The sequence below is a fragment of the Achromobacter colocynthidis genome, from assembly GCF_057334535.1.
Window position 1 is genome coordinate 32,692 of the sequence record NZ_JBHFIZ010000032.1, and the last position, 26,197, is coordinate 58,888.

The 26,197-nt window shown below is 62.6% G+C and carries 25 protein-coding genes; 15 read left to right on the plus strand and 10 right to left on the minus strand.

The features are described 5' to 3' along the window. Window positions 1-77 precede the first annotated feature (77 nt). The 5 genes from ACE04A_RS14330 to ACE04A_RS14350 form a co-directional block, all read right to left on the minus strand. Complete coding sequence (locus ACE04A_RS14330) at window positions 78-1,058, minus strand: FecR family protein (RefSeq protein WP_447990691.1); 981 nt, start codon at window positions 1,056-1,058, stop codon at window positions 78-80. Between the two features lie 105 nt (window positions 1,059-1,163). Continuing rightward, window positions 1,164-1,679 carry an RNA polymerase sigma factor gene (locus ACE04A_RS14335; RefSeq protein ID WP_279995678.1) on the minus strand — a complete coding sequence of 172 codons (516 nt, stop codon included), beginning with the start codon at window positions 1,677-1,679 and terminating at the stop codon, window positions 1,164-1,166. Continuing rightward, window positions 1,676-2,329: an STN domain-containing protein gene (locus ACE04A_RS14340; protein WP_438860429.1), complete on the minus strand. Its 654-nt coding sequence runs from the start codon at window positions 2,327-2,329 to the stop codon at window positions 1,676-1,678. The genes ACE04A_RS14335 and ACE04A_RS14340 overlap by 4 nt, the downstream gene beginning before the upstream one ends. 66 nt (window positions 2,330-2,395) lie before the next feature. Beyond that, window positions 2,396-3,268, minus strand: coding sequence for a L,D-transpeptidase (locus ACE04A_RS14345; RefSeq protein ID WP_448717557.1), 873 nt, complete (start codon window positions 3,266-3,268; stop codon window positions 2,396-2,398). Beyond that, a complete protein-coding gene (locus ACE04A_RS14350) occupies window positions 3,268-4,368 on the minus strand; it encodes an NAD(P)-dependent alcohol dehydrogenase (RefSeq protein WP_448717556.1) in 1,101 nt (366 codons plus the stop codon). Before ACE04A_RS14350 ends, ACE04A_RS14345 begins: the two co-directional genes overlap by 1 nt. Window positions 4,369-4,618: 250 nt before the next feature. Here ACE04A_RS14350 and ACE04A_RS14355 point away from each other — a divergent pair, with 250 nt between their 5' ends. After that, the gene (locus ACE04A_RS14355) at window positions 4,619-6,169 is read left to right on the plus strand and encodes a bifunctional aminoglycoside phosphotransferase/ATP-binding protein (RefSeq protein WP_448717554.1); all 1,551 of its coding nucleotides are present in this window, start codon (window positions 4,619-4,621) and stop codon (window positions 6,167-6,169) included. Window positions 6,170-6,219: 50 nt separating this feature from the next. On the opposite strand, the gene ACE04A_RS14360 is transcribed toward ACE04A_RS14355, so the two are convergent. After that, window positions 6,220-7,137: a LysR family transcriptional regulator gene (locus ACE04A_RS14360; RefSeq protein WP_438857931.1), complete on the minus strand. Its 918-nt coding sequence runs from the start codon at window positions 7,135-7,137 to the stop codon at window positions 6,220-6,222. A gap of 254 nt (window positions 7,138-7,391) precedes the next feature. On the opposite strand from ACE04A_RS14360, the gene hydA reads away from it, so the two are divergent. The 9 genes from hydA to ACE04A_RS14405 all read left to right on the plus strand — a co-directional run bounded on the left by hydA (window position 7,392) and on the right by ACE04A_RS14405 (window position 15,894). Next, on the plus strand, window positions 7,392-8,891 hold the full coding sequence (gene hydA, locus ACE04A_RS14365) for a dihydropyrimidinase (RefSeq protein ID WP_485814426.1): 1,500 nt from the start codon (window positions 7,392-7,394) through the stop codon (window positions 8,889-8,891). Window positions 8,892-8,938: 47 nt separating this feature from the next. After that, the gene (locus ACE04A_RS14370; protein ID WP_438857933.1) at window positions 8,939-9,793 is read left to right on the plus strand and encodes a transporter substrate-binding domain-containing protein; all 855 of its coding nucleotides are present in this window, start codon (window positions 8,939-8,941) and stop codon (window positions 9,791-9,793) included. 23 nt (window positions 9,794-9,816) lie between these two features. Further along, window positions 9,817-10,572 (plus strand): amino acid ABC transporter ATP-binding protein, encoded by a 756-nt coding sequence (locus ACE04A_RS14375; RefSeq protein ID WP_448717551.1) that lies wholly within the window; start codon window positions 9,817-9,819, stop codon window positions 10,570-10,572. After that, window positions 10,572-11,249 (plus strand): amino acid ABC transporter permease, encoded by a 678-nt coding sequence (locus tag ACE04A_RS14380; protein WP_438857935.1) that lies wholly within the window; start codon window positions 10,572-10,574, stop codon window positions 11,247-11,249. Before ACE04A_RS14375 ends, ACE04A_RS14380 begins: the two co-directional genes overlap by 1 nt. Window positions 11,250-11,259: 10 nt before the next feature. Then, on the plus strand, window positions 11,260-11,928 hold the full coding sequence (locus ACE04A_RS14385) for an amino acid ABC transporter permease (RefSeq protein WP_438857936.1): 669 nt from the start codon (window positions 11,260-11,262) through the stop codon (window positions 11,926-11,928). 97 nt (window positions 11,929-12,025) lie between these two features. After that, window positions 12,026-12,967 carry a dihydrodipicolinate synthase family protein gene (locus ACE04A_RS14390; protein WP_448717549.1) on the plus strand — a complete coding sequence of 314 codons (942 nt, stop codon included), beginning with the start codon at window positions 12,026-12,028 and terminating at the stop codon, window positions 12,965-12,967. Window positions 12,968-12,994: 27 nt separating this feature from the next. Beyond that, window positions 12,995-13,654: an aspartate/glutamate racemase family protein gene (locus tag ACE04A_RS14395; RefSeq protein ID WP_448717547.1), complete on the plus strand. Its 660-nt coding sequence runs from the start codon at window positions 12,995-12,997 to the stop codon at window positions 13,652-13,654. A gap of 2 nt (window positions 13,655-13,656) precedes the next feature. Then, window positions 13,657-15,084, plus strand: a complete 1,428-nt coding sequence (locus ACE04A_RS14400; RefSeq protein ID WP_448717546.1) for an FAD-binding oxidoreductase — start codon at window positions 13,657-13,659, stop codon at window positions 15,082-15,084. Between the two features lie 24 nt (window positions 15,085-15,108). Then, window positions 15,109-15,894 carry an SDR family oxidoreductase gene (locus ACE04A_RS14405; protein ID WP_485820237.1) on the plus strand — a complete coding sequence of 262 codons (786 nt, stop codon included), beginning with the start codon at window positions 15,109-15,111 and terminating at the stop codon, window positions 15,892-15,894. A gap of 24 nt (window positions 15,895-15,918) precedes the next feature. Here the strand turns inward: ACE04A_RS14405 and ACE04A_RS14410 are convergent, their stop codons facing one another. Beyond that, window positions 15,919-16,857, minus strand: coding sequence for a LysR family transcriptional regulator (locus ACE04A_RS14410; protein ID WP_448717544.1), 939 nt, complete (start codon window positions 16,855-16,857; stop codon window positions 15,919-15,921). Window positions 16,858-17,163: 306 nt separating this feature from the next. On the opposite strand from ACE04A_RS14410, the gene ACE04A_RS14415 reads away from it, so the two are divergent. The 5 genes from ACE04A_RS14415 to ACE04A_RS14435 all read left to right on the plus strand — a co-directional run bounded on the left by ACE04A_RS14415 (window position 17,164) and on the right by ACE04A_RS14435 (window position 23,446). Then, complete coding sequence (locus tag ACE04A_RS14415) at window positions 17,164-18,153, plus strand: N-carbamoyl-D-amino-acid hydrolase (RefSeq protein WP_448717543.1); 990 nt, start codon at window positions 17,164-17,166, stop codon at window positions 18,151-18,153. 85 nt (window positions 18,154-18,238) lie between these two features. Then, window positions 18,239-19,267 (plus strand): threonine ammonia-lyase, encoded by a 1,029-nt coding sequence (locus ACE04A_RS14420; protein WP_438857943.1) that lies wholly within the window; start codon window positions 18,239-18,241, stop codon window positions 19,265-19,267. 140 nt (window positions 19,268-19,407) lie between these two features. After that, window positions 19,408-20,394, plus strand: a complete 987-nt coding sequence (locus tag ACE04A_RS14425) for a Bug family tripartite tricarboxylate transporter substrate binding protein (protein ID WP_485820238.1) — start codon at window positions 19,408-19,410, stop codon at window positions 20,392-20,394. A gap of 5 nt (window positions 20,395-20,399) precedes the next feature. After that, window positions 20,400-21,851, plus strand: coding sequence for an N-acyl-D-amino-acid deacylase family protein (locus ACE04A_RS14430; RefSeq protein ID WP_485820239.1), 1,452 nt, complete (start codon window positions 20,400-20,402; stop codon window positions 21,849-21,851). 209 nt (window positions 21,852-22,060) lie between these two features. Next, complete coding sequence (locus ACE04A_RS14435; RefSeq protein ID WP_448717539.1) at window positions 22,061-23,446, plus strand: metal-dependent hydrolase family protein; 1,386 nt, start codon at window positions 22,061-22,063, stop codon at window positions 23,444-23,446. Window positions 23,447-23,542: 96 nt separating this feature from the next. Here the strand turns inward: ACE04A_RS14435 and ACE04A_RS14440 are convergent, their stop codons facing one another. From ACE04A_RS14440 to ACE04A_RS14450, 3 genes are all read right to left on the minus strand, one after another. Next, window positions 23,543-24,313 (minus strand): enoyl-CoA hydratase/isomerase family protein, encoded by a 771-nt coding sequence (locus tag ACE04A_RS14440; protein WP_111886215.1) that lies wholly within the window; start codon window positions 24,311-24,313, stop codon window positions 23,543-23,545. Between the two features lie 10 nt (window positions 24,314-24,323). Further along, a complete protein-coding gene (locus ACE04A_RS14445) occupies window positions 24,324-25,472 on the minus strand; it encodes a type 2 periplasmic-binding domain-containing protein (protein WP_448717537.1) in 1,149 nt (382 codons plus the stop codon). Beyond that, window positions 25,469-26,197: CoA transferase (locus ACE04A_RS14450; RefSeq protein WP_485820240.1), on the minus strand; the 729-nt coding region annotated here is incomplete at its 5' end. The genes ACE04A_RS14445 and ACE04A_RS14450, both read right to left, overlap by 4 nt.

The window sequence follows — 26,197 nt, forward strand, 5'->3', positions numbered from 1 at the left end:
GTCGAACGACATCTCGGGATTCGGCATGGAAATCCCATGAATCTTTTGTGACAGGCGTCAGGCCTGCGCAGACCGTCTCAGCTCAAGAACACCACATCGCCCACGCGACGCACCGACACGCCGTACAACTGCTGGATCTGCGCAATGGCCTGGTCCAGGTTCTTCACCTCGTAGCGCGCGCTCAGTCGATGCCGCGCCAGCGCTTCGTTCATCAGCACCACACGACCAGGCCGATATCGGTTGATTTCGTCTACCGCCAGGTTCAGCGGCAAGTCATGAAAACTGACAATGCCCCCGCGCCAATCCGACACTGTCTGGGTGAAGACGGTCGGTGCGCCGAGCGAGTCGGCGTCGTAGCTGACCTGCTGCCCCGCTGCCAGCAGCATCGTGGCTTTCGGATGCGTCAATTCGACCTGGCCACTGTTGCAGCGCAGGTGAATACGGTCGTCATGCAAGCGGCGCACCTCGATGTCTCCGGTGGCCAGGCGCATGCGCGCCGCCCCGGCGAGTACCGCGCAGGGTTGACTTCTTGCGGCGCGGATCGCGGCTTCGCCTGACACAAGCTCAATGCGCGGCTCGGCGCCCTGAGTCGACACGTTGATGCTGGTCTGTGTGTTCAGATCCAGCTCAAGGCGCTGGCCCGCGAACGCGATACTGCGTTGTTCCCCCGTGACGGTGCGATAGTCAGCATTGGCTTGCGCCCATGACGGCCACAGGCCAAAAGGTGGCCGCACCAGTGCGACTGCCGCCATGCTGGCGAAGGCGCCGGCGCCTCCCGCCAGGAACCACCTTCTGCTTGGCTTGGCCGGAGTCGAGCGGGTCGGGGCGGGCGCTGGGTTACACGCCTTGTAGGCCTGCGCGATGTGGCCCAGCTCCCTCCAGGCGCGCGCGGCGTTTACCCAGGCGCGCTCGTGCGCCGCGCTTTGGGCGCGCCATGCCTTGAAAGCGTCGCCGTCCTGCGTGGTGGGCGCATTGGTCGCCAGAATGCGCGCCCAGGCATGGGCCTCGCGCTCAATGGCGGGGTCGGGAACAAGGCCTGGGTCAAGGTTGGAATCCATGGGTTGAGTCGCTTGCGCGGCGCTGTTTGCGCCGTTCTGATATCTAGACGTTTTCACGAAGCCGGAACGGAACTCCTTCGGAGGGAAATGAACACTTTCTTGCAATTATTCCTCCGTCCGCGCCATCGCCCGTACGCAATGCTCGTGCGCGGTCTGTAGTTCACGCCCGACCAAGCGCACCGATATGCCCCAGCGCTTGGCCAGATCGGGCCGCGACAGGCCATCCACGCGCGCGGCAAGCAAGATATCGCGCTGACGCGGCGTCAGCGCGTCCAGCGCCTTGAACATCTGCGCCAAATCCGAGCGTGATTGCATCACCGCGTCCGGCCCGGGGCTGGCGTCCGCGACGTCGAAAAATTCACTCACCTCGCTTTCGCTGAGCAGCCGCACATCGTGCCGGATGCGGTCGATGGCCACGTGCACGGCCGTGTTGACCAGATAGGACTGCGGGTGGCGAATGGCATCCAGGTCGTCGCGCACGGACAAGCGCATATAGGCATCGTGCAGCGCGTCGCCCGCCAGGTCGGACGCACCGCCCAGTCGGCGGGATACCTGATGCTTGATGGCGTCGTAGCGCTCGGCGATCAGGCGCCGAAGCGCGGCCAAACCGGCACCGCTCATGGCACGCAGCCGCCATAGCGGCGTGCAGCCTCGGGTGTGATCAACAGGGTTGCGGGCAGCCCGAATCCGGGCGGCGGGGCGCCGATGGGCAGGCCGGCGAGCGTCTCGCGCAAGGCTGCCTCCATCTCGGGTCGGCCCGTGGCGTGGACCACGACATCCGACATGGCGTGCAGGTGATCCAGATTCACACGTAATGCGACGCGGTAGTCTCCCGTGCCCAAGTCCGGGCGGGCGCAGAGCGCCGCGAGCACCCGGGTCTGGAGCAGACCATAGAATTGCTGTCGGGCGGCTTGCGAAATGGGTGGCACTGGGGCGGGCGGGGTGCGCGTCCGGGGGCTCAGCAGCAGGGCTTTCGGAGCGGTGTAATGAGGCCGCAGCTCTGTACCCGCCAGCATCCTCGTCAGCGCCTCGCTGGCGGTATAGCGGCCGGTCAACGCCGGCGCAATTTTTCCCGCCGTCTGGCCACTGTCATACAGCACGGAGTCTCCGGTCAACTGACTATATCGTTGCAAAGCATCATGTAGCGGCTGACGCGGCCAGTCGAGGTCGTAGGCCAACACAGGATCACTAACGGTCGGGATCTGGGCAGCCGCGGGTACAGACGAGGCAATGACCGCTCCGGCGGCCAAAGTCGCTAGTATTTTCTGCATGTGCCTCAGGCCTATGTGCACGTCGGCGGCGAATGAGCGCACATGCTAAGGCGCGGCGATGACAATTTAGTTACTTCGACCTGACGAATTTTTCAGATTGATCAAGGGTCGAGGCGACCAGTCCGGGCGGGTGCGACGCTCCGTGTCGACGACAATCAGATAGCGCCCCGCGCCGTATGTCGGTGTTCGTTGTGCGCGCAATACCCAGGGCTGGATGACTAAATCCGCGGCGAGTTCGTACTCTGCATCCAGCAAGCCAAGACGGTCGATAAATTCGTTTAGCGTCGCCGGGATACGAATGCAGCCCTTGGACTGCGGAGTGCCAAGCTTTGCCTCGAGCAAATAGGGGTCGGTCGCGTGCATCTGCAAGCGCATCGTAGCGATGCGCTCCGCGCCCCAGCCCTGGCGGGCCTCCTGCCATCCAAAGTCGTAAACGCGCATGCCCTTGACGCCATAGCCGAGGATTCCGTTCGCGTTTTTAATGCCCTCGGCGCGGTAGTCAGGGTTACCCAAGGTATGGGGAAACACGCCGGTCGGCGTCTCAAAATGGTCGAACGTGCCGACTTGCCCGGTAGAGGCGGGGGATGCGCCGATATACAGGGGCGGCGCAACAGGGTGCAACCAATATACGAATACCGCCTGCACGTAGATGTTTCGGTCGGCGATGACGACGTATTGAGGCGCCAACAAGGAGAGGCCGGCGGACACCAGCGCATGGTTGGCCAGTTCTCCGTAACGGACACGTTCGGCATCCGGCAACGCAAGCCTAGGGGACACTTCCCGGTTATACGCGGAGGCTACGTCGGCCGGTTGCAGTGCCCCCTGGCCGTGCGCCAGGGCGGCAACGAAAAGCCAGGCCATCGTGAAGATGGCGCGATTCCTGCGCCGCCATCTGGAAAGAACCGCAGCGCCGGAGGAAAGCGTTCGGCCACGTTGCATCAGAACGGCCGAATAGCCACTTTCAACACGTTGTCTCGCTGGTTCGCGAACAGGTCGTAGGCCTGCGCGATGTCGTCAAGGCCGAAGCGGTGTGTGACCATCTTCGTCAGGTCCAGTCGTCCGGACTGCAGAACATTCATCAGGCGTCGCATGCGCTCCTTGCCGCCAGGGCAAAGCGCCGTGTTTATCTTGTGATCGCCCAAGCCCGCGGCGAAAGCCGAAACCGGTATTGTCAGGTCGCTTGAATACACGCCGAGGCTGGACAAGGTGCCCCCGGGTTTCAGGACACGCAACGCAGACTCGAATGTGCTCTGCTGCCCCAGGGCTTCAATCGCGGAGTCGACGCCCTTGCCGCCTGTCAGCCGCAAGATCTCCTCAACGACATCGCACTCGTGAAAATTCAGGACGACATCGGCGCCCCAGGCCTGCGCCATCGCCAGCCGCTGCGCGTTTCCATCCACCCCAATGATGGTGGTGGCGCCCAACAACCTGGCGCCGGCCGTGGCGCAAAGCCCGATCGGCCCCTGCGCAAACACCGCCACCGTATCGCCGATTCGGATGTTGGCGTTCTCGGCGCCTTTAAAGCCGGTGGACATGATGTCCGGACACATGAGCACCTGCTCGTCGCTCAGCGCATCCGGCACCGGCGCAAGATTGGCTTCGGCATCCGGGACCAACAGGTACTCCGCCTGGGCGCCATCTATCATGTTGCCAAATCGCCATCCCGCCGTGGCGCGGTACCCATGGCATCCGCACATGCCCATGCCGACCAGGTAGGTGCCGTCCTGCGAGGGCGCGCCATCTTGAGCCGCATAGGAATTGAAGCTTGGGCAGATCGCGCCGGCAATCACGCGCTGGCCTTCGGTGTAGCCGCGTACCGCGGTTCCGAGCTTTTCTATGGTCCCGACGGGTTCGTGGCCGATCGTCAGGCCGTTTTTCACCGGGTATTCACCCTTGACGATGTGAATATCGGTCCCGCAGATCGTGGTGGTCGTAATCCTCATCAAGGCGTCGTTGGGCCCCACGTCAGGAATGGGCTTTTCACGTATTTCGACACGGTCCTGGCCCGCGAATACGGCGGCTTTCATCTTGACAGTCATACCGGTCTCCACGGAAGCGGCGCCGATGGCGTGTACGTCCACAAGCAGCACCGTGTGGCATTGGGAAGTTCTGGCAGCTTAGTCCTTCAGGGTGCCCGCCAATTGACCAAAGTCAACTACCGCGCTTCAGGGTTGCAGGCGGTATTGGTGCAGGCGGGGCGGGGAGATAAGCTGGAAGCCTTGGCATTCGACAAGCTGGTGGCGCCTGCCCGGTGTGACCGCGAACAGTTCCGTCCGGAGGATCGCTACATTGAGCACCGACAGCCAATCCGCCACCCTGGAATATCTGTCCAGTCCGCAACTCCATGGCCTGCCGCGCGAGCAGATTGCCTCCGTGCAGACCCACATTTCGGTTGTGGTGTTGGCAGGCGATCGTGCCTACAAGCTCAAGAGAGCGGTGCGCCTTCCGTATGTCGATTTTTCCACGCCAGAGCGACGCTTGCAGGCATGCCGCAACGAGCTTGAGCTGAATCGACGTACCGCCCCAAACTTGTATTTATCGGTGCGACGCATTACGCGAGATCGCGATGGCCGTCTCGTATTTGACGGTGCCGGTGAGATGGTCGACGCGGTGGTGGAAATGCAGCGTTTTGCCGACGATGCGTTACTGGAGTCGATGGTTGAGCGTGGAGAACTGTCCACATCGCTAGCGGAACGTCTTGCGGGCGTGATCGCCGGCTTCCACCAAAAGGCCCGAATCGTCCGACGCTCAGATGTTGCGGCGGCATTAACACGGGTGATATCGGACAGTGAGCGGATTTTTCCCGACCTTTCTTTCCTACCCAGGGAAAAGACGCAACGGCTCTGTGCGATGTTGTACGAGGAGTTGAAAAAAAGATCGCCGCTTTTGATGGAACGGGCGAAGGCGGGCAAGGTGCGTCATTGCCACGGAGACCTGCATCTGCGGAACATCTGCGTGATCGACGGCGAGCCTACGTTATTCGATTGCATTGAGTTCGATGATGCATTGGCCACTATCGATATTCTTTATGACCTGGCATTTCTGCTGATGGACCTGTGGTCGCGCGGGATGAATGCGCATGCCAATCTGGTGTTGAACCGGTACCTGGACGTGTGCGATGAGGAACGAGGGTTGCCGTTGCTGCCACTTTTCATGGCGTTAAGGGCGACGATACGTGCGCACGTCGCGGGCACCGAGGCCGCCGAAAGCTCCAGTGGCGAGAAAGAGATCAAGCAGGCGGCAGCCCTGCGTTATCTGGACCTGGGACTTGCCTGTTTATCGCCATGCCCTGCACGGCTGGTCGCCATCGGCGGACTCAGTGGCTCAGGAAAGTCAACGTTGGCGGCCGCGCTAGCCCCGCGTATCGGCCCACCCCCGGGGGCGCGCGTTCTTTCCAGCGACCGTATTCGCAAGGGCATGCTAGGCGTGCCGGCGGAGGTTCATCTCGAGGCAAGCGCCTATCGGGCGGATATTTCGGAGCGGGTCTATGCGGACCAGGCGATGCGTGCCGCACGAATTGCAAGCTCAGGGTGCGTGGTGATTGCCGACGCGGTATTTGATCGCGAGTCCGATAGAAAGCGAATCGAAGGGTGCGCCGCGCGGGCGAAGGCTTCATTCGATGGCTATTGGTTGGATGTGCTGCCACACCTGCTGCTGGCGCGAGTGAAGGCCCGCAAAAACGATGCGTCAGATGCAAATGAAGCGGTCGTTCATGCCCAACTTGCCCGGCAGCGCGCTGTCGAACATTGGACGCATATCGATGCAGGCGGGCCGATCGAAGCTGCGGCGGTAGCAGTGCTTCAATTGATTGAGGCTCGCCGCTCAAGCGAGCGTGACTGAACCTCGTGGCTCGCGGTCTGCGTATTACAGTCGCCTTTTTTCAAGGAAAGTCACCCCGGCACGCCGACACCGGATTGCCCGTCTTTAAGAATCACTTCCTTCAACGTATCCACGAACGACTGCGATATCTGCGACATCGGCTCGTCTCGCAGCCGAACCAAATAAGCCTTCAGCGGCGGGCCTGTCTCAATGGGGCGGGTCACGAATCGGCTTGCGGACCAACTGCGAGCAGAGAACTGATCCACCAGCGCAATGCCCGCGCCGGCCTGCACCAGCGCGCATGCGTTTTGAGGCGACCCCACCTCGATGACCGGACGCAGCGTCTCGCCACTCTCTTCAAACATGGATTGAACCATCACCCCAAACGGCGAATTCTTTTCGTACGAAATAAAAGGATAGGCCAGCAGATCCTTGATCTGCAGTACGGCCCTACGGGACAGCGGATGGTTGTAGGGGCAGATACACACCAAGCTCGCCGCGGCAAGCTCCTCCTGTTCCAGATTGGGGTGATTGATGGGCAGGATCGTGATCGCCATGTCCGCCTGACGCTTGAGCAGTCGCTCTGTCAGCGGGATGTGATTCAGATAATGAAACGTCAGTTTCACGTTCGGGTGCGTATGCCGATAGCTGGCCATCGCCGTGGGAATCAGCATCTGACCCACGCTAGGGCTGGCAACCAGGTTGAGGATGCCTTCCTGGTGTTCGAAAAGCTCCCGTGCCATCTCGTTGATGCGCAGCACGCCGTCGTACACGATCTCGACTTCATGAAACAGCTTCTTCGCCTCAAGGGTGGCGTGCAGGCGACCGCGTATGCGTTGAAAAAGCGGAAAGCCGATGCGTTCCTCGGTATGTGACAGCAGCCGGCTGACGGCCGGTTGAGAAACGAACAGAAGCTCCGAAGCACCGCGGATCGTGCCGGTGATCATCACCGCGCGGAAGACTTCAATTTGACGAATGTTCAGCTTCATTGAGGATGGTCCAGAGGGCGCTCGCTGCGGCAATACCAGTGCATTAGGGATAACACTTATGCCGACTGGCATGGTGGGGTAGACGGTTGATTCGGCAATTTTCCCTTGAATACCAGGGGTTGTCCCTAGGTTTTCGTTGCAGAACCGGGTGAAATCCTTAACCCAATGTTAAGGGTGAGGCCAAAAGAATCAATAGGCATCAAGAAACGCCGGGTCAATAATTTCCCCATCCCTGACCCCTTGAGCCATCGCCCATGCAAGCAGCAGAGAAAGCGTCCTACCCTTTTGATCTGACCATTCGCAACGGCCGAATCTCAAATGCCGATCGGTCTTTTGTGGCGGATATCGGCGTGCGAGACGGCGTGATCGTCGAGATTGGCCAGAACTTGCCGCCGGGCGCGAAGGATGTGGACGCCACTGGCAAGTGGGTTCTACCCGGCGGGATTGACAGCCACACCCACATTGAGCAGCTCTCGGGCATGGGCGTGATGTGTGCCGACGACTTCTATTCCGGCACCGTATCGGCCGCCTTTGGCGGAACCACCACCATCATTTCGTTTGCGGCACAGCACCGCAACGACCGCATTCCTGATGTGCTTGCCGACTATTCACGTCGGGCACGCGAGAAGGCCGTCATCGACTACGGGTTCCATCTCATCTTGGCGAATCCCGACGAACAAGCCTTGCAGCATGATTTGCCCGCCGTGATTGAAAGCGGCATTACATCGCTCAAGGTGTACATGACGTACGACAAGCTCAAGCTGGATGACTACCAGTTGCTTGATGTGCTGGCCGTCGCGGGCGAACACGGCGCGATGGTCATGTTGCACGCCGAGAATCACGACATGATCCGGTGGGTCGCGCGCAGATTGCTCGAACGCGGCCATCAATCTCCGAAGTTCCACGCCGTCTCGCATGACCCCCTGGTCGAGTCCGAGGCAACCCATCGGGCGATTGCGCTGTCACGACTGATCAATGTTCCCGTCCTCATCGTGCACGTCGCCGGAACGGAAACGGTGGACATCATTCGCAAGGCACAGCAACTGGGCGCTCAGGTCTATGCCGAAAGTTGCCCTCAGTACTTGTTCCTTGAAGCCAAAGACTCAGATCTGGCGGGCCTGGAAGGCGCGAAGTTCTGCTGCAGCCCGCCGCCTGGGGACAAGGCCTCGCAGGAAGCCGTCTGGGCCGGCTTTAAAGACGGCACGCTGGGTGTTTATTCCTCTGACCATGCGCCTTATCGGTTTGACGAATCGGGCAAGCTACCCAAAGGGGACGCGACCACCTTCAAGGAAATGGCCAACGGCGTGCCGGGCATCGAGCTGCGTCTGCCGCTGTTGTTCTCTGAGGGGGTGATGAAGGGGCGCATCAGCGTCGAGGAATTCGTGGCGATTACGGCAACGAATCATGCGCGCATGTATGGCCTGGCGCCTCGAAAGGGCGCGATTCAAGTGGGCGCGGACGCCGATGTCGTGATCTGGGATATCGACCGTCGGACGACGGTATCCGCCGAAATGCTGCATGACGCCGTGGGATACACCCCGTACGAGGGGCGTGAGCTTCAAGGCTGGCCGGTCGAGGTGTACAGCCGTGGCCGATGCGTGGTCAAAGACAACACCTTGCACGTTGAACGGGGCAGCGGCCAGTTCATCGCGCGCTTGCGTCCCGACCCCGTAGTGAAAAGAGCCGCGCCGTCGGAAGCTCGAAAAGTGTTCGGTGAATTCATTGGATTGAAGTCAGCAGCGCTCAGCAAGTAAACAACGACGCCAACATCGGCGCCCGCATACAAAGCAAGGGGAAATTCATGAAAGTTCTTAAGCCGTTTTTTCGCAGTTTCGTCGTGTCGAGCGCAGTCCTGGCCGGATGTTTCGGACAGGCGCTGGCGCAAGGCGCCCCGTTGCGAACCGCCGTCGATTCCACGTTCGCGCCACACGCAATGATGAAGTTGGACGGAGGGGTTCAAGGGTTCAACGTTGACCTGGGTCGCGAGATCGCAAAGCGGCTGGGCCGCGAAATCACTATCGAGCCGGCGGAATTCTCTGGCTTGGTTCCCGGCTTGAACAGCCGGCGCTATGACTTCTTGATCGCCCCGGTGACGGTCACGCCCGAGCGCGCTCGAGCGATGCTTTTTACCGAGGGCTATCTGGATACGGATTACACGTTTCTTGGGCGTAAGGATGCGCCGGCGCTTGAGAACCTTGAGCAGTTGAAGGGCAAGGTGCTTGCCGTCAATAAAGGTTCGAGCTACGAATCCTGGGCGAAAGACAACGCCGGCAAGTACGGTTTTCGCTACGACGTGTATGGCGGAAACGCAGACGCCGTACAGGCCGTTCAGGCATCGCGCGCCGACTACAACCTGGCTGGCACGACGGTGGTGGCTTGGGCGGCAAAGCAGAATCCGCGTCTGGCAACCAGCTACACGATCAAAACGGGCCTGGTCTGGGCGCTTGCGTTCCGCAAGGACGACACCGACGGACGGCAGCAGGTGTCCAACGTGTTGAAGTGCATGAAGCAGGATGGAACCATCGCCAAGCTGGCGAAGACCTGGTTCGGCTTCACGCCAGCGGCGGATACCTCGGCAGTGCGTATCGCGCCGGGTACTGGCGTGCCCGATATGGACGGATATGACGCCACGCCCGTGACGCCCAAGTGCGCCTGAACCCCTTGACGAGCTTGAGGCTGATGATGGAAGCCAATTCAATTCTGACCATATCCGATCTGCGCAAACAGTACGGACAGACCGAGGTGCTGTGCGGCGTGAATCTGAGTGTGAAGCGGGGCGAGCTCGTGTGCGTGATCGGGCCATCGGGGTCCGGAAAGAGCACCATGCTTCGCTGCTGCAACCTGCTGGAGATGCCCACATCGGGGACGATTCTTGCGAACGGCCACGATGTGATGGACCCAAAAACAGACATCAACCGGATGCGGCAGGATGTTGGAATGGTGTTCCAGCAGTTCAATCTCTATCCGCATCTGACGGCGGTAGAGAATGTCTCGCTGGCACTGTGCAAGGTCCAGAAGCGCAAGGCTGGCGAAGCCCGGCAACTGGCCATGGCCTCGTTGGAGCGCGTGGGGCTGGGGCATAAGGCAGAGTCGATGCCATCGCAACTGTCTGGCGGGCAGCAGCAGCGGGTCGGTATCGCAAGGGCTATTGCCTTGCAGCCGCAAATCATCCTGTTCGATGAGCCGACCAGCGCCCTGGATCCCGAGTTGGTCGATGATGTGCTGGCTGTCATGCGAGAACTGCGCGAAAGCGGCATGACCATGCTTGTCGTGACGCACGAGATGGCGTTCGCGCATGCCTTGGCGGACCATGTCGTGTTCATGGATGGCGGCGTCGTCATCGAGCATGGAACGGCGAAGCAGATCTTCGAGAACCCCCAACAGACGCGGACCAAGAGCTTCGTGTCGCGCTACTCCAGCAGGTTGGCCCACTGATGGACAGTAACAGCGGGTTCTTCTACACCTTCTTCAACCTGGAAATTGCCGCGCAGTATGCCCCCGCTCTGGGCGCCGGGGCGCTGATCACGCTATGGACAGGCGCGGCGGTCGTCGTGACCGGCACGCTTTTGGGCCTGCTCCTGGCCATACTCCGAGCCCTGGACGTGCGCCCCATAACGATCGCGATCGTGGCTTTCGCCGACATTTTGCGATCGCTGCCGCCGCTGGTGATTTTGATCGTCCTTTACTTCGGGCTTCCGGAAATCGGCTTGCCGCTGTCGGCGTTCCTGGTGACCTGGATCTCGCTGTCATTGGCGCTGGCCGCCTACGCCGAGGAGAGCATCTGGGCAGGCATATCGTCGTTGCCGGCGGGCCAGATGGAAGCTGCGCGATCGACGGGGCTGACGTGGTGGTCTGCGATGCGATGGGTGATCCTGCCCCAAGCGGTGCGCAGGGCTGTGCCGACGCTCACGAATCGGATCATCTCCATTACCAAGAACACGGCTTTGGGATCGGTGGTGTCTCTGAACGAGCTGCTGAACGCGGCCCAGGGCGCCAGCAGCATGTCGGGCAATCCCACACCGTTAATGATGGCGGCCATGTCATACGTGATCATTTTCTTGCCACTGGTGGTGTTCTCCCGTTGGCTTGAGAAAAACTGGGTGCGAGGTTAAAGGACGAACGATGGAAAACCTCATCCACAATTTCTTCAATTTTCAGGTTTATGCGGACGTCTTTCCGCACCTTCTAAAAGGGCTGTGGACCACTGCGTGGCTGTCGGCGATCGTGATACCGCTGGGTGCGCTGGCGGGGCTGGGCCTGGCTGTGACGGTCACCCAGGCGCAAAGCAGGGCCGTGCGCTGGGCCGTTATCGCGTACATCGATTTCTTTCGCGCGTTCCCGCCGCTCGTCCTGCTGATTCTTGTGTACTTCGGGTGGCCGTTTCTTGGCATCGAACTCGACAAGCTCACCGCGGTCGTCATTGCCTTTGTCCTGAACAACGCGAGTTACTACGCGGAAGTGTTTCGAGCCGGCCTGGAGGGCGTGGCAAAGGGCCAGATGGAGGCGGCCCGGTCGACGGGGTTGGTGCGCTGGCAGGCGTTGCTTTACGTCGTCATTCCGCAAGCCGTCAGGAACGTTCTGCCCGACCTTGTCGGCAACAGCATCGAGGTCGTGAAGCTTACGACCATTGCCAGCGTGGTCGCGCTGCCGGAGCTGCTGCGCGCCGCTCGCGACGCCCAGGCGCTGGTCTACAACCCGTCTCCTGTCGTGCTCGCCGCCATCATGTATCTGGTTCTTCTGTTGCCGCTGACGCGCTGGCTGGGCCGCCTTGAACATAGGCGCATTCGGTAGTTGAACGCACCAACACGCTTGGCGCGGGCGCGCGCTCGCATGGCGACGCTTCGCCCGGAACCTGGGCAACCTTTATCTTCCTTTGGAGTTTTCCAGCATGGCCACCAATCAAACTCTGCTTCTCAACGAGGAAGCAAAAGGCGTTTACATCATCGCGGCGACGCCGTTTGCCGACGATGGCGAAGTGGATCTGTATAGCGTTGACAGCCTGACCGATTTCTACCTGGAAAAGGGCGTCACCGGCTTTACCATCCTGGGCATGATGGGCGAGGCGCCCAAGCTTACCGAGGAAGAGACCTCGCTGGTCATGGAGCGGATCCTCAAGCGTGTCGCGGGCAAGGCGCCCGTGGTTGTCGGCGTGAGCAACCCGTCAAATCGCAATGTGGAGCGCCTGTCGAAGCAGGCGATGGACCTTGGCGCGGCCGGGGTGATGATTGCGCCCGCCGCCAATCTTAAAACCGATGACCAGGTCTATGGTTACTACGCTGGCGTCGCGCCGCTGCTAGGTAAAGACATTCCTATTTGCCTGCAAGACTTTCCCCAAGCCACCGGCGTGCATACGTCGGTGGCTGTCATCAATCGCCTGATTGACGAGTTTCCCCAGGTCGTCATGCTCAAGCACGAAGATTTTCCGGGTATGCGAAAGCTTAGCCAAGTGCGCCAGCAGAGCGAAGACGCGGGGCGTCGGCGCATCAGCATCCTGGTCGGCAACGGCGGGCTTTTCTTGCCGCAGGAAATGCTACGCGGCGCCGATGGCGCCATGACCGGCTTTGCGTATCCCGAGATGCTGGTGCAGGTGTGCAAGCGGTTTGCCGAAGGGCAGGTCGAAGCGGCAGAGGACTTGTTCAATATCTACCTGCCGCTCCTGCGGCACGAATTTCAATACGGCATTGGGCTGGCCCTTCGTAAAGAAACACTGCGTCGCCGAGGCGCCATTCGTTCCGCGTTTGTGCGTAAGCCCGGTCCGGTGCTCGACAAGGTTGACCACGAGGAACTCACCCGCTTGATTCAGCGGCAAGACGCAGCCCTTCGAAACTAAATCAAGACACCCAAGGATCAGTCGGCCATGGCAAAGACACTCTACGTCATCAACCCTAACTCCAACACGGCGGTGACGGCAGGCATCGACGCGGCCATGGCCGTATTTCGCCAGCACGACGCGCCGAAAATCGAATGCGTGACCTTGGCCGATGGTCCTCCCGGGATCCAGAGCCAGCAAGATGTGGATCGAGCGGCGGTGCTGGTGCGGGATTTTGCGGAAAAGCACCGCGACGGTGCCGCGGGATTCGTGACCGCGTGCTTCAGCGATCCGGGTTTGCATTCTCTCAGGGAGATACCTGGCGTGCTCGCAATGGGTATCAGCGAAGGCGCCGCGCTGACCGCGATGACGTTGGGAAATACCTTTGGCGTCATTGCGATTCTGAAAGGATCGATACCTCGTCACATGCGGGCCTGGGCGGCGATGGGCATTGCAACGCGCGTTGCCGGCGAGGTCGCGATCGGCCGCAGCGTGGCCGAATTGTCTGACGCCGACGCCACGCTGTCCGCGATGATCGCCGCGGGCAAAGAGCTGCGCGACCGCCACCTGGCCGGCGTGCTGGTGATGGGTTGCGCGGGCATGGCCCGATATCGCGACGCACTTCAGGACGCCGTTGGACTGCCGGTGGTAGAACCTAGTCAGGCGACGGTCTCCATGGCGTTGGGTCGATTGCGGCTGGGATGGTAAGCATGTCGACGCAAGCCCCCTCGTTGAGCACAGCGTTCCTGCAAAAACTGCATGCCATCGTCGGCGATGCCGGGCTGGTCCAGGACGAGCAGCTAAAGCAAAGCCACGACATCGACTGGCTAGGAAAATGGAAGGGGCTTAGCAGCGCCGTTGTTCGGCCCGCCAACACCGCCGAGGTGGCCGCCGTCATGCGACTGTGCCACGAGACGCGCACCCCGGTGGTGACTCAGGGGGGCAATACCGGCATGAGCGGTGGCGCGACGCCTGATGACAGCGGCGCGCAATTGGTTCTGTGCACGACAAGGCTGAAGCAGATCCGCGATGTCGATCCGCTCAACAACACCATGACCGTGGAGGCCGGCGTGCTGCTGGCGCACGTCCAAGGTGCGGCCGACGAGGCGAATCGGTACTTTCCATTGAGTCTCGGATCCGAAGGCAGCTGTACCATCGGCGGCAACCTGGCGACCAACGCGGGCGGTATTGCGGTGCTCAGATACGGCAATACCCGCGACTTGGTGCTGGGTGTCGAGGTGGTCCTTCCGAATGGAAAAATCTGGAATGGCCTGCGAGCGCTGCGAAAGGACAACACGGGCTACGCATTGCGCGATCTCTTTATCGGGTCGGAAGGCACGCTCGGCGTCGTAACCGCGGCCGTGCTGAAGATCTTTCCGAAACCGATAGCGCGTGTCTCCGCCTGGCTGGGCTGCGATGCCATGCAGGGCCTGTTGGAAGTGCTATCGCGGGTGCGCAATGATTGCGGCGATCGGCTTGTTGCCTTTGAGATGCTCACCGAGGAATCGCTTCAATTGGTGCTGGAACACGTCACCGACGTTCGGCGTCCCCTGGAAGGCAGCCATCGATATCACGCGCTGGTCGAACTTGCCGATACCCGAGAGGGGGAGCTTGGCTCGCTGTTGGAGTCCACGCTCAACACGGCAATGGAAGACGGTCTGGTGCACGACGCGGCCATCGGGGCGAATCTATCGCAGCGGCAAGCATTCTGGAAAGTCCGTGAAGGCATTTCGCAAGCCCAGGTGCGCGCGGGTAAGGCAATCAAGCACGACATTGCCCTGCCAATTTCGCGCTTGCCAACGTTCGTTGACGATGCCTTGGTTGCAGTCCATCAGGTGAAGGCAGACGCCCGCGTGATCAACTTTGGTCATATGGGGGATGGCAACCTGCATTTCAACGTGCTGGTGCCTCTGGACATGCCGGACGCGGAGTTCCATCAGTTGATTCAACGCATGAATCGCGCGGTGCATGACCTGGTCAGCGCCGCAGGGGGCAGTATCAGCGCGGAGCACGGCGTAGGCCAACTTCGCAGAGACGAGCTGCGCCATTACAAATCAGAGACCGAGTTCGGGTTGATGTTGCTGATCAAGCAGTCGATTGATCCGAACCAGATCATGAACCCGGGCAAGCTCATTTAGCAACCTTCGATAGGTGGTGAAATCATGGATCTTGGAATTTCAAATAAGACTGCGCTGGTATTCGGTGCCGGCGGAGGTCTGGGCGGGGCAATCGCCTCAAGCCTTGCGGCAGAGGGCGTGCGGGTGGCCCTGGCGGACATCAACGGAGAAGCGGCCGAACGAAACGCCGGCACCATCAATGCCAATGGCGGAAAAGCGATCTCGTTGTCTTGGGACCTTGGCGACCTCAACGTCATCGGGGAAAAGATCGCAGCGGTCGAGAAGGCCTTGGGTCCTGTCGACATCCTGGTCAACAACACGGGCGGGCCACCCCCGACCCCGGTGGCTGGCCAAGCGTTGGACCTGTGGCTGAAGCACTTTCAAAGCATGGTTTTGTCCGTCATTGCGATTACGGACGCAGTGCTTCCCGGAATGAAAGAGCGAGGATTCGGCCGCGTCATTACCAGCACGTCCTCGGGTGTGGTGGCGCCCATCCCGAACCTTGGCCTGTCGAATGCGCTTCGGGCCAGCTTGCTCGGCTGGTCGAAGACCTTGGCAAGGGAAGTGGCCCCGGCCGGCGTGACCTCCAACATTGTCTTGCCCGGTCGCATTGCGACGGCGCGTACGCAATTCATCGATACGCAAAAGGCAAAAAGAGAGAATCGTCCGGTGGACGAGGTGTCCGCCGAAAGCGCGGCATCGATTCCGCTGGGCCGCTATGGCGAGCCGCAAGAGTATGCGGATGTCGTCGCCTTTCTGGCGAGCGTGCGCGCGTCCTATATCACCGGGTCTGTGATCCGGGTCGACGGCGGCCTGTTGGCCAGCATCTGATGCGGGGTGTGAACCGCCCGGGTATCAGTAGGGCGGGTTCTTTTGAGCTTGCTTGATCAGCGCCTTCAGTACGCTGGCAAAGCGCTTGGCGGTGCTGGACAACGGGCTGCTGGCAGCGTGCAGCAAATGGATGGCGTGGCTTAGCGGCGGGTCGGTGGGCAGCAACACAAAGTCCCTGCCAAAGCTCGGGTGATAGCCGAACGATTCGATCAGCGCCACGCCGACGCCCTGGCGCACCAGCGCCAGCGCCTCGGGCGTGGAGCGGATTTCGATCTGCGGTTGCACGGGCGCGGGGCCGGAATTCAGGAAGCGGCTGGCGAGTCGTCCGAACGGCGTATCGGCGCCATACCCGATCAGCAAATGCCCTTGCAGGTCTTCAGCTCGCAGGCGGTTGCGCACGGCCAGCGGATGCCCGCGCGGCACCGCGCAACCCAGCCAGCCCAGGCCAATTTCCTCGCTGACGATATTGGCGTTTGCGGGTGGCGGCATCGACGCGATGCCGAAGTCCGCCTGCCCCAGCAGCAGATGCGGCAAGAGCGTGTCAAAGGCCAATGGCCGATAGCGGATCGGGGTGTCGGGGTGGCGCTCGCGAAACTTGCGAATGGCGTGGGGGACCAGCCATTCACTGAAGCTGGGGCTGGACACCAGGCTGACCGTGCCTGCCGAGCCCGCGCTTAGCGCGCCGGCCAGGGCGTTGAAACGATTGACGCGGCCGAAGATTTCTTCGGCCTCGACGAACAGGCGCCGCGCCTCGGGGGTGGGGTGCAACCGCCCCTTGACGCGTTCGAACAACCGGTAGCGCAAGCGGTTTTCGGCCGAGGCCAGCAGCCGGCTCACGGCCGGTTGCGTCACGGACAGCATGCGCCCCGCCTCGCTGAGCGAGCCGGTCAACATCACCGCGTGAAATACCTCGATCTGGCGAAGTGTCAGCGCTCCGGGCGCCGAGGGGAGGGGACCGGCCATGGATAGGGGGACGTCCGCGTAGGGATTGGGTGTGCGTCATTTTATGGCCAAGGCGGTCCGGGCGGCAGTCATGGCGCGGCGGCAACAGGCGTGCCATGCCCTTTTGCGCGCCACCTATAACAAAATGCACAGTCCCGAGGCCTTGTCGTTCCGCTCGCTGCGCGAGGAAAGCGTTTGTTTTCAAGGCTTGCGAGCGGGTTTGGACATGCTCCTGGCGCGATTATCCGCATGATGGGACGGCTTCCCGGAGCGCACTCCACGCGGCATGCTTGCAGCAACCTCCTTCCCATCACTTAGGATCGCCTCATGTCTCGCACCGTCACTGTCGCCGCCGCCCAGTTGGGTCCCATTCAACGTTCGGAGGGGCGCGAGGTGGCCATTGGCCGCATGCTTCGATTGCTGGAGCGCGCCCACCAGCGTGGCGCCCAAGTCGTGGTGTTTCCCGAGCTGGCGCTGACGACGTTTTTTCCGCGCTGGTACTGCGAAGACCTGAACGAGGCCGACGCCTGGTTCGAACCCAGCCTGCCGTCGCCCGCCACGCAGCCGCTGTTTGACGCCATCAAGCGCTATGGCGTGATGGTGTACCTGGGGTATGCCGAGCTGGCGTGGGAACCGGACGAGCAGGGCATTGTGCGCAAGCGCCGCTTCAATACGTCGGTCGTCATCGCGCCCAATGGCGAGATTGTGCTGAAGTACCGCAAGGTCCATCTTCCGGGTCACGCGGAATTTGCCGAACACCGCCAGGTGCAGCATTTGGAAAAGCGCTATTTCGAAGTGGGCAACCTGGGCTTTCCCGTCGTGCGCGCACCCGTCGCGCCGGGCCTGGATGCCAATCTTGGCATGCTGATCTGCAATGACCGGCGCTGGCCGGAAGCGTGGCGCGTGCTGGGTTTGCAACAGGTGGAGCTGGTCATGCTGGGCTACAACACGCCCAGCCGAAATCAAGACAACCGCGGTTTCGAAGCGCATCACCTGCGCGTGCTGCATTCGCATCTGTCGATTCAGGCGGGCTGCTACCAGAACGCCACCTTCGCCGCCGCCGTCGCCAAGGCCGGCACCGAAGATGGCCACGAACTGCTGGGCCATTCCATCATCGTCAATCCGCAAGGCGAAATCATCGCCATGGCCGCCACCTGGGACGACGAACTGATCGTTGCCGACTGCAACCTGGACCTATGCGAGCTGGGCCGCAACACGATCTTCAACTTCGCCAATCACCGCCGTCCCGAAGCCTATGGCCGCCTGGTCGAACAGACCGGCAGCGTGGCCCCGGCGGTGTGGACGCCCTCCGTCTGAGGCGCCCCGTCTGACGCGCCTCCGTCTGAAGCGCCCCCGTCTGACGCGCCCCAGATCGACTTATCACCTGAATTGACCCTGCCTCATGACCGCGACGCTTCTGCCTCCGACCATCGAACATGAAATGCTTGGCACGATGCGCGTGCCCGGCTACGCCGACGTGACCGCCGCCGCCGATCGCCTGGCGCCCTACGTGCGCCGCACCATGCTGCTGCGCTCGCCCGCGCTGGATGAGCGGGCGCAGGCGCCCATCTGGCTGAAGCTGGAAAACCTGCAAGTCACCGGCTCGTTCAAGGCGCGCGGCGCGTTCAATGCGCTGCTCAACATGGACGTCGCGCAACGCCAGCGCGGCGTCGTGGCCTACTCGACCGGCAACCACGGGCAGGCGGTGGCCTGGGCCAGCCGTTGCCTGGGCGTGCCCGCCACCATCGTGATGCCGGTGGATGCGCCGGAGAACAAGGTCGAGAAGGCACTGCGCTACGGCGCGAAGGTGGTGCGCTACGACCGCCTGCGCGAAAGCCGCGAGGATATCGGCATGCGCTTGCTGGCCGAAACCGGCGCGACCTTGTTGCCGCCGGGCGATCATCCCGACGTGCTGGCGGCGCAAGGCACGCTGGCCCTGGAAGCCTTGCAGGATCTGCCCGCCGCCGCGCGTGGCAACCTGGGCCTGTTCGCCACGCCGTGCGGCGGGGGCGGCATGGCGGCAGGGTGTTCGCTGGTGTTGCGCGAACTGGCGCCCCAGGCCCGCATGGTGGCGGTGGAACCTCGGGAATACGACGACACGGTGCGATCGCTTGCCTCCGGCAAGCGGGAAAGCAATCCGCCTGGCGCCAAAACCATTTGCGATGCCTTGCAGGCGGCGACTCCCGCCGAACTGCCCTACGCCATCAACAGCCGCAGCCTGAGCGCGGCGGTCTCCGTCAGCGACGCCGAGGTTGCCGCCGCCATACGCTACGCGCTTGATGAGCTGCGGCTGGTCGTGGAACCCGGGGGCGCGGTGGCATTGGCCGCGTTGCTGGCGGGCCATATCTCGGCAGACGGCCGCGACGCCGTCATCGTCCTGTCGGGCGGAAATATCGATTTGCCCTTGTTGCGTCAGATTGCGCTGGACTAGGCGTTCGCGCCTGCGTTCAGGTCGGCGAGGCCGCCAGGCCTTGCCATGCAGTACCCCGCATTACCCGCAGTACCCCGCAGTACCCGCGCCGGACGCAGAGCTGGCGTGGAAACACACATAACAGTCCAAGGAAGAAAACCATGTCCACGTACCCTCGCAGCGCCAGGCGCTGGCTTGCCGCCGCAAGCGCCGCACTGTCCCTGACGGCCGCCTGCGCCGCCCAGGCCGCCTATCCCGAGCATCCCGTCACCATCGTGGTGCCGTTCAATACCGGCACCCCGCCCGACATCGTGTCGCGCCTGCTGGCCGCTGAAATGTCCAAGCAGACCGGCGGCAACTTCGTGGTGCAGAACCGCACCGGCGCCTCCGGCATCATTGGCACGCAAGCGGTGGCCAACGCCACGCCCGACGGCTACACGATCGGGTTCGCCAACGTGGCCACGCTGGCAATCAACCAGGGCCTGTACGCCAAGCTGCAATACGACGCCGACAAGCAATTGGCGCCCGTCGCATTGACCGGCTCCGTGCAGAACATCCTGGCCGTGCGCCCGGGCTTGAACGTCAAGAGCGTTGCCGACCTGATCGCGCTGGCCAAAAAAGAACCGGGCAAGCTGGTCGTGGCCTCGGGCGGCAACGGCACCACAGGCCATCTGAGCGCCGCGATGTTCAGCTCCATGGCGGGCGTGGAATTCATGCACGTGCCGTACAAGGGCGGCGTCGAGGCGGACCTGGCAGTGCTGCGCGGCGAGGCCGACCTGGTGTTCGACAACATCTCGTCCATCGCCTCGTTCGTGGACCAGCGCAAGGTCGTGCCGCTGGCCGTGACCGATCTGCAACGCGATCCTTCCATGCCCCAACTGGCCACGCTGGATGAACAAGGCTTGAAGGGCTATCGCGCCGTGGCCTGGACCGGTTATGTGGCGCCCGCGGGCACGGACCCAAAGGTGCTGGATTATCTGAACGCCGCCATGAACAAGGCGCTGCAATCGCCCGACGTGCAGCAAAAGCTCAAGAGCCTGGCCTATGTACCGAACATCGGCCCGCGCCAGCAGTTGTTTGACCGCGCGCACGCCGAACGCCCGGTGTGGGCACAGGTCATCAAGCAAGCCAACGTAAAAATCGACTAACGCCCATGAACCACGAACGCTACGACGTGCTGATCCGTGCCGGTACTGTGATTGATGGCACGGGCGCGGACCGCGTTCGCGCCGATGTGGGCGTGCGCGACGGCCACATCGCCGCGGTCGGCGATTTGCACGGCGCTCGTGCCGACGTGGAACTGGACGCCGCCGGGCGCATCGTCGCGCCCGGCTTCATCGACACCCACACGCACGACGACCGTTACCTGTCCATAGCCCCCGGCATGCCCGCCAAGCTGAGCCAGGGCGTGACCACCGTCGTGACCGGAAACTGCGGTATCAGCCTGGCGCCGTGGCGTTCGGGCTGGCGTAGCGACGTGCCGGCGCCCGTCAACCTGCTGGGTAATGTCGTCAGCGACTTTCCGTATGAAACCTTCGGCGCGTACCTGGATAACCTGGACCGCGACCCTCCCGCCGTCAACGCGGCCTGCCTGGTGGGGCATACGTCGCTGCGCGCCGCCGCCATGGACGACTTGAGTCGACCCGCCACCGCCAGCGAAGTCGCGCATATGCAGAACCTGCTGCGCGAGGCCATGCAAAGCGGAGCGATTGGGCTGTCGACCGGCACGGCTTACGCGGCGGCCATGCCCGCCACGCTGGACGAACTGGTAGCGGTGGCCAGCGTGCTGCGCGAGTACGGCGGCGTGTACGCCAGCCACATCCGCGACGAAGGCGACCGCATCTTCGCGGCGTTGGACGAAGCCTTTGCCGTGGGTGCGGCCGGCGATGCGCCAGTGCTTATCTCGCACCACAAGCTGATTGGCCCCCGCAATCATGGCCGGTCGGTCGAGACGCTGGCGCACATCAGCCAGGTAGCCCAGCGCCAGGAAGTGGCGTTGGATTGCTACCCCTATGTGGCCGGCTCGACCATTTTGCGCAAGGACCGGCTGGCGGTGTCCAGCCGCGTCATCGTGACCAAATCCGTGCCGTATCCGCAGTACGCCGGACGCGATCTGGACGACATCGCCCAAGACATGGGGATGAGCCCCGAAGACGCCGTGGACGCCTTGCAACCGGCCGGCGCCATCTACTTCATCATGGATGAAGCCGATGTGGAACGCATACTGGCGTATCCCGGCACGATGATCGGCTCTGACGGCATGCCGCATGACCCCGCGCCGCACCCCCGCCTGTGGGGCACCTTCCCGCGCGTGCTGGGCCACTACTGCCGCGACATCGGACTGTTCACGTTGGAACAGGCGGTGCACAAAATGACCGGCAAGCCCGCCTCGTATTTCCGCCTGCCGCGGCGCGGCCATATCGCGACAGGCCATGCCGCCGACCTCGTCGTCGTCGACGCCGCCACCATTGCGGATAAAGCCACGTGGGCATCGCCAACCCGCCAGGCTGAAGGCATTGATTACGTGCTGGTCAATGGGAACGTGGCTTGGCGGGGAGGTGAAGGCACCGGGGCGCGGAGTGGGAAGGTGATTCGGGGGGGATAGGGCGAGGTCGTCGCCTGTGGCGCGGCGATGCTGAACCGGCCCACATGCCAAGCACATTAAAAAATTGTGCGCATTTAGAAGCTCATCTATGCTGACCGGTAAGTCGCTGCGTTCGAATTCGAGCATTGGGATTTTCTGCCACTCTTTGACCGCCACCGCTCTCATTTCCGCGTTGTTTCCGTCAAGTTCGCTTCCTCGAAGGAGCTCTTATGGACGTTAAACCCGCAGTTTTGCTGTGCGCCGCGACGCTGTTTTTCGCGTCCAATCCTGTCGCGCTGTCCCACGAGAATGTAGCGGCGCCCCCCGCGGCACTGGCCTCGCCCCGTCAGAACGCCCCCCCGGTTCTGATCGAAAACGTGCGCATCTTTGATGGCATATCGCCGGATCTGTCCGAACCCAGCAATGTGCTGCTGCGCGGCTCCGTCATTGCGCAGATATCGCGCCAAAAAATCAACGTGGACGGTGCTCAGGTCATCGACGCCGGCGGACGGACATTGATGCCTGGCTTGATCGATGCACACTGGCACAGCATGTTCGTCGGTGTGCCGGTAGCGGTGGCACTGACGCAAGACACCGGGTACTTGAACGTGGTGGCGGGTGTTGAAGCTGAAAAGACGCTAATGCGTGGATTCACGACCGTGCGTGACCTAGGCGGCGCAGTGTTCGGTCTGAAAGCAGCGATTGATCAAGGCGTCATTCCGGGGCCGCGTATCTACCCCTCAGGCGCGATGATCAGCGTAACCAGCGGCCATGGCGACTTTCGCAGTACGAACGATCTGCCGCGTACCTTGGGGGCGCCGGCGTCGCGTCATGACATCGTGGGCGACAGCGCTATTGCCGACAGTCCGGACGAAGTGCGCCTGCGCACCCGCGAACAGCTGATGCGCGGCGCCACGCAAATCAAGCTGACCGGAGGGGGAGGGGTGTCGTCACCACACAGCCCGCTTGATGTGGTGACGTTCACGGAGGCCGAGTTAAGCGCGGCAGTTGCCGCCGCAACGGACTGGGGCACTTATGTATCGGTACACGCGTACACGCCGGCGGCGATACAGCGCGCGCTCAAAGCGGGCGTTCTCAGCATCGAGCATGGCAGTTTGATGGACGACGAAACCGCTGCCATGCTCGCTCGCTCGGGCGCTTGGCTAAGCACGCAGCCGTTTCCCGATGCGCTCGCTGATGTGTTTCCTCCTGGTTCCGACGAGCGGGAAAAGGCACTGGAGGTATTCGCGGGCACGGACCGCACCTACAAGCTGGCGATCAAGCATCAGTTGAAGACCGCGTTTGGTACCGACATTCTGTTTTCAAGCCAGTTGGCTGAGCAACAGGGGCAAATACTGGCGAGCCTTGCGCGCTGGTACACGCCCGCACAGGTGCTCAAGATGGCTACTAGCGGCAATGCGCAACTGCTTAAATTGTCTGGCGCACGCAATCCGTATCGCGGCGACCTGGGCGAGGTTCGAGAAGGTGCACTGGCAGACCTGATTTTGGTCGACGGCAATCCGCTACAGGACTTATCGCTGGTCGGTGATGCCGAGCGTAAATTTCTGTTGATCATCAAGGACGGCGTGTTGGTCAAGAACGCGCTGGTGAAGTAGGGTCGGGAGGCAGTCAAGGGTCTGCCTCCCAACTTGTCGCGCAATGGCTTCAACGTGTCCTGTCGAAAGCAGTGGGGGGCGGCCCCCCCCCGGCCGTCAGCGCCGCTCGAACTTCGGCGCGCGCTTTTCTTCAAATGCCTTCCGGCCTTCCTTGGCGTCGGCGGTGGCAAAGCAGATCGCCTGTAGGTCGCGCTCGTATTCCACGGCCTTCTCAAGCGGCATCGACAGCGCGGCGCGCAGGTTGACGCGTGCCGTCTCGGCCGCGATAGGCGCGCGCGAGGCGATGGTGGCGGCAAGCGCTTGCGCGCGTTCGCGCAACTGCTCCTGCGGCACCACCTCGCTTACCAGGCCCCAGGCCAGCGCCTGCTCGGCGCGGATGGGGTCGCCGGTCAGCACCATCAGTGCGGCGTTGCTCGGGCCGACCGCATGGACAAGCTGCGCCGTCATGCCGCCGCCGCCGATCCAGCCCAGCTTGATCTCGGGTGCGCCCAGGCGCGCGTTGTCGGAGGCGATGCGGATATCGCAGGCCAACGCCATCTCGAGGCCGCCGCCGAAGGTATAGCCGTTGATCGCCGCCACCGTGGGCTTCTTCAACATGCGCACGCAGTCGCAGTAATCGAGCCGATTGCGAAAATCCCAGGGCGTGGCGTAGCGGTCAAGCTCGGTAATGTCCGAGCCGGCGCAGAAGGCCTTGGGGCCCGCGCCGGTCAGGATCACCGCGCGCACCTGCGAGTCGGTGTTGCATTGCTCCACCGCCGCGATCAGCAGGTCGGCCATCTCGGGCGTCATCGCGTTCAGCTTCTCGGGACGATTGAGTTCGATGATGGCGACATGGCCATCGATACTGAGATTGACGAGTGCGCTCACGTCGACATCCTTAGGTTGCGGTGTGCTTGGGGGCGGCGGCCAGGCTGGCCTGGAAGCGCTGAGTCAGGCCGCGCGCCAATGAGTGGGAGGATGCGCGGGCGGCGACGCCGTCACGCAGGAACTGCGAGGCCTCGGTCTGGAAGGCGATGTAGCCATCGTGCCGTGGCCGGATCGAGGCGGCTTCGAGCGTGCGGGCCGTGTTGGCATAGAAGTTGCCGCTGGCCGCATTCACGTTCGCATCGGCCCAACTGCCGCGATGGCTGGGCTGCCCTTCGTGCTGCGGGATGAAGCGGCTTTGGGTATCGGCTGCGAGCAACCACAGTAGATGTGCGCGCAAGTCCGGCCCCACGATGCAGCGCCGTGATATCGCAATGCCGGTGCCGCCGAGGATCGAGCCGGGCCTGCCCGCGTCGGCCTCGGGCGCGTCGCGGAACGTAAGCGGTTTCGCCACTGCCGAGGTGGCGTAGTTCACATACCCATAGACCAGCGGGCAGAGCGCGATGTCATCGCGCGAGCTCATGTGGCCGAGCAGCGCGATCGGGTTGTAAGCCAGGGCGTGCGCGGGCGTGAGCCGCGCCAATTCGCAAAGCACATCGCATGCCTCGGCAAGCGTCGCCTCGTCGTGCCAGGCGCCGTGCGGGCGCAGGTCGGTATCGGGCGCAATGGCGGCCGCGATCGACAGCAGCGACAAGAACGGGTGCGGACCGCCCCAACTGAGCGCGACCGCGCCGCTGCGTTGCGACAGCGTCAGCACCTCGCGCCAGGTGCGCGGCACGGGGCCGTCGAGCCGATCGGCGCGCGTGGCCATGACCTGCGTGGCGGCGTCCAGCGGCAGCGCCCATTGGCGATCGTCCATGCGATAGCTGTCGTACGACAGCCCGATGCTGTCCCGCGCAATCCGCGCCAGCTCGTCGGGCGCGAACACGGTGTCTAGCGGTTGCAGGCAATCGTGCGCCAGGGCCTCGCCCAGATGGGGATGATCCAGCACCACCAGGTCATAGCGGGCGCAGAGTTCGGCGATGGGCGCCGATTCAAAGCCTTCAAGCGACTGCTTGTCCCAGTGCACAAGCGGCGTGTGGCCGGTGGCAGCGTGCAGCGCATTGAAGCCGCGCGGGTGGTCCCAGGTCAGGCCGCGGTAGGGCAGGGCGCGCTCGCTCATTCAGAGGCTCCACGCAGCACCGCGCCCGAGGCGGCATGCGCGGCGATCTCGTCGGCGCTGAAGCCGAAATCGCGCAGGACTTCGTCGGTGTGTTGGCCGGTCAGCGGTGCCCCGCGCACCACCTGGCTTGGCGTCTTGGAAAAGCGGATCGGAAAGCCCGGTGTCTTGATCTTGCCTTCAGTCGGATGCTCGTACTCGACGAAGGTGCCGTTGTGCGCGATCTGCGGGTCGTCGACCAGATCGGCGTATCCATAGACGGGGCTGCACCAGATGCCGGCGGCATCAAGCTTGGCGAACCAGTCGGCCGTGGAAGCCTTGGCTAGGGTGTCGCGCACCAGCGCATAGATCTCGTCGCGCTTTTCCCAGCCGTCGCGCTCGTCGGTGTACTGCCCCAGGCGCGGCTCTTCGGTCACGCGCGCCAGCACGTTCATGTCGGGCATGGCCAGCGCCAGATAGCCGTCGCTGGTCGCGAAGGTGCCATAGGGCGCGCGGATGTACACGTGGGCATGCGGCTCGGCACTGCGCACCTGCGGCTTGTGCCCCACGGTGTAGACCGAGAGCTCCTGCATCTGGATCGTGGTGATTGCATCCAGCATGTTGACCTCGACCTTCTGGCCTTCGCCGGTACGCTCGCGGTGCAGCAGCGCGGCCAGCACACCTTCGAAGGCGCAATACGCGGTGACGGCGTCGACCACATACTGGCCCGGGGGGGGGGGGGCTTCGCC

Coding starts and splice junctions, on each gene's coding strand:
- ACE04A_RS14330 (WP_447990691.1), bottom strand. CDS start 1,058: ATGGATTCCAACCTTGACCCAGGCCTTGTTCCCGACCCCGCCATTGAG.
- ACE04A_RS14335 (WP_279995678.1), bottom strand. CDS start 1,679: ATGAGCGGTGCCGGTTTGGCCGCGCTTCGGCGCCTGATCGCCGAGCGC.
- ACE04A_RS14340 (WP_438860429.1), bottom strand. CDS start 2,329: ATGCAGAAAATACTAGCGACTTTGGCCGCCGGAGCGGTCATTGCCTCG.
- ACE04A_RS14345 (WP_448717557.1), bottom strand. CDS start 3,268: ATGCAACGTGGCCGAACGCTTTCCTCCGGCGCTGCGGTTCTTTCCAGA.
- ACE04A_RS14350 (WP_448717556.1), bottom strand. CDS start 4,368: ATGACTGTCAAGATGAAAGCCGCCGTATTCGCGGGCCAGGACCGTGTC.
- ACE04A_RS14360 (WP_438857931.1), bottom strand. CDS start 7,137: ATGAAGCTGAACATTCGTCAAATTGAAGTCTTCCGCGCGGTGATGATC.
- hydA (WP_485814426.1), top strand. CDS start 7,392: ATGCAAGCAGCAGAGAAAGCGTCCTACCCTTTTGATCTGACCATTCGC.
- ACE04A_RS14370 (WP_438857933.1), top strand. CDS start 8,939: ATGAAAGTTCTTAAGCCGTTTTTTCGCAGTTTCGTCGTGTCGAGCGCA.
- ACE04A_RS14375 (WP_448717551.1), top strand. CDS start 9,817: ATGATGGAAGCCAATTCAATTCTGACCATATCCGATCTGCGCAAACAG.
- ACE04A_RS14380 (WP_438857935.1), top strand. CDS start 10,572: ATGGACAGTAACAGCGGGTTCTTCTACACCTTCTTCAACCTGGAAATT.
- ACE04A_RS14385 (WP_438857936.1), top strand. CDS start 11,260: ATGGAAAACCTCATCCACAATTTCTTCAATTTTCAGGTTTATGCGGAC.
- ACE04A_RS14390 (WP_448717549.1), top strand. CDS start 12,026: ATGGCCACCAATCAAACTCTGCTTCTCAACGAGGAAGCAAAAGGCGTT.
- ACE04A_RS14395 (WP_448717547.1), top strand. CDS start 12,995: ATGGCAAAGACACTCTACGTCATCAACCCTAACTCCAACACGGCGGTG.
- ACE04A_RS14400 (WP_448717546.1), top strand. CDS start 13,657: ATGTCGACGCAAGCCCCCTCGTTGAGCACAGCGTTCCTGCAAAAACTG.
- ACE04A_RS14405 (WP_485820237.1), top strand. CDS start 15,109: ATGGATCTTGGAATTTCAAATAAGACTGCGCTGGTATTCGGTGCCGGC.
- ACE04A_RS14410 (WP_448717544.1), bottom strand. CDS start 16,857: ATGGCCGGTCCCCTCCCCTCGGCGCCCGGAGCGCTGACACTTCGCCAG.
- ACE04A_RS14415 (WP_448717543.1), top strand. CDS start 17,164: ATGTCTCGCACCGTCACTGTCGCCGCCGCCCAGTTGGGTCCCATTCAA.
- ACE04A_RS14420 (WP_438857943.1), top strand. CDS start 18,239: ATGACCGCGACGCTTCTGCCTCCGACCATCGAACATGAAATGCTTGGC.
- ACE04A_RS14425 (WP_485820238.1), top strand. CDS start 19,408: ATGTCCACGTACCCTCGCAGCGCCAGGCGCTGGCTTGCCGCCGCAAGC.
- ACE04A_RS14430 (WP_485820239.1), top strand. CDS start 20,400: ATGAACCACGAACGCTACGACGTGCTGATCCGTGCCGGTACTGTGATT.
- ACE04A_RS14435 (WP_448717539.1), top strand. CDS start 22,061: ATGGACGTTAAACCCGCAGTTTTGCTGTGCGCCGCGACGCTGTTTTTC.
- ACE04A_RS14445 (WP_448717537.1), bottom strand. CDS start 25,472: ATGAGCGAGCGCGCCCTGCCCTACCGCGGCCTGACCTGGGACCACCCG.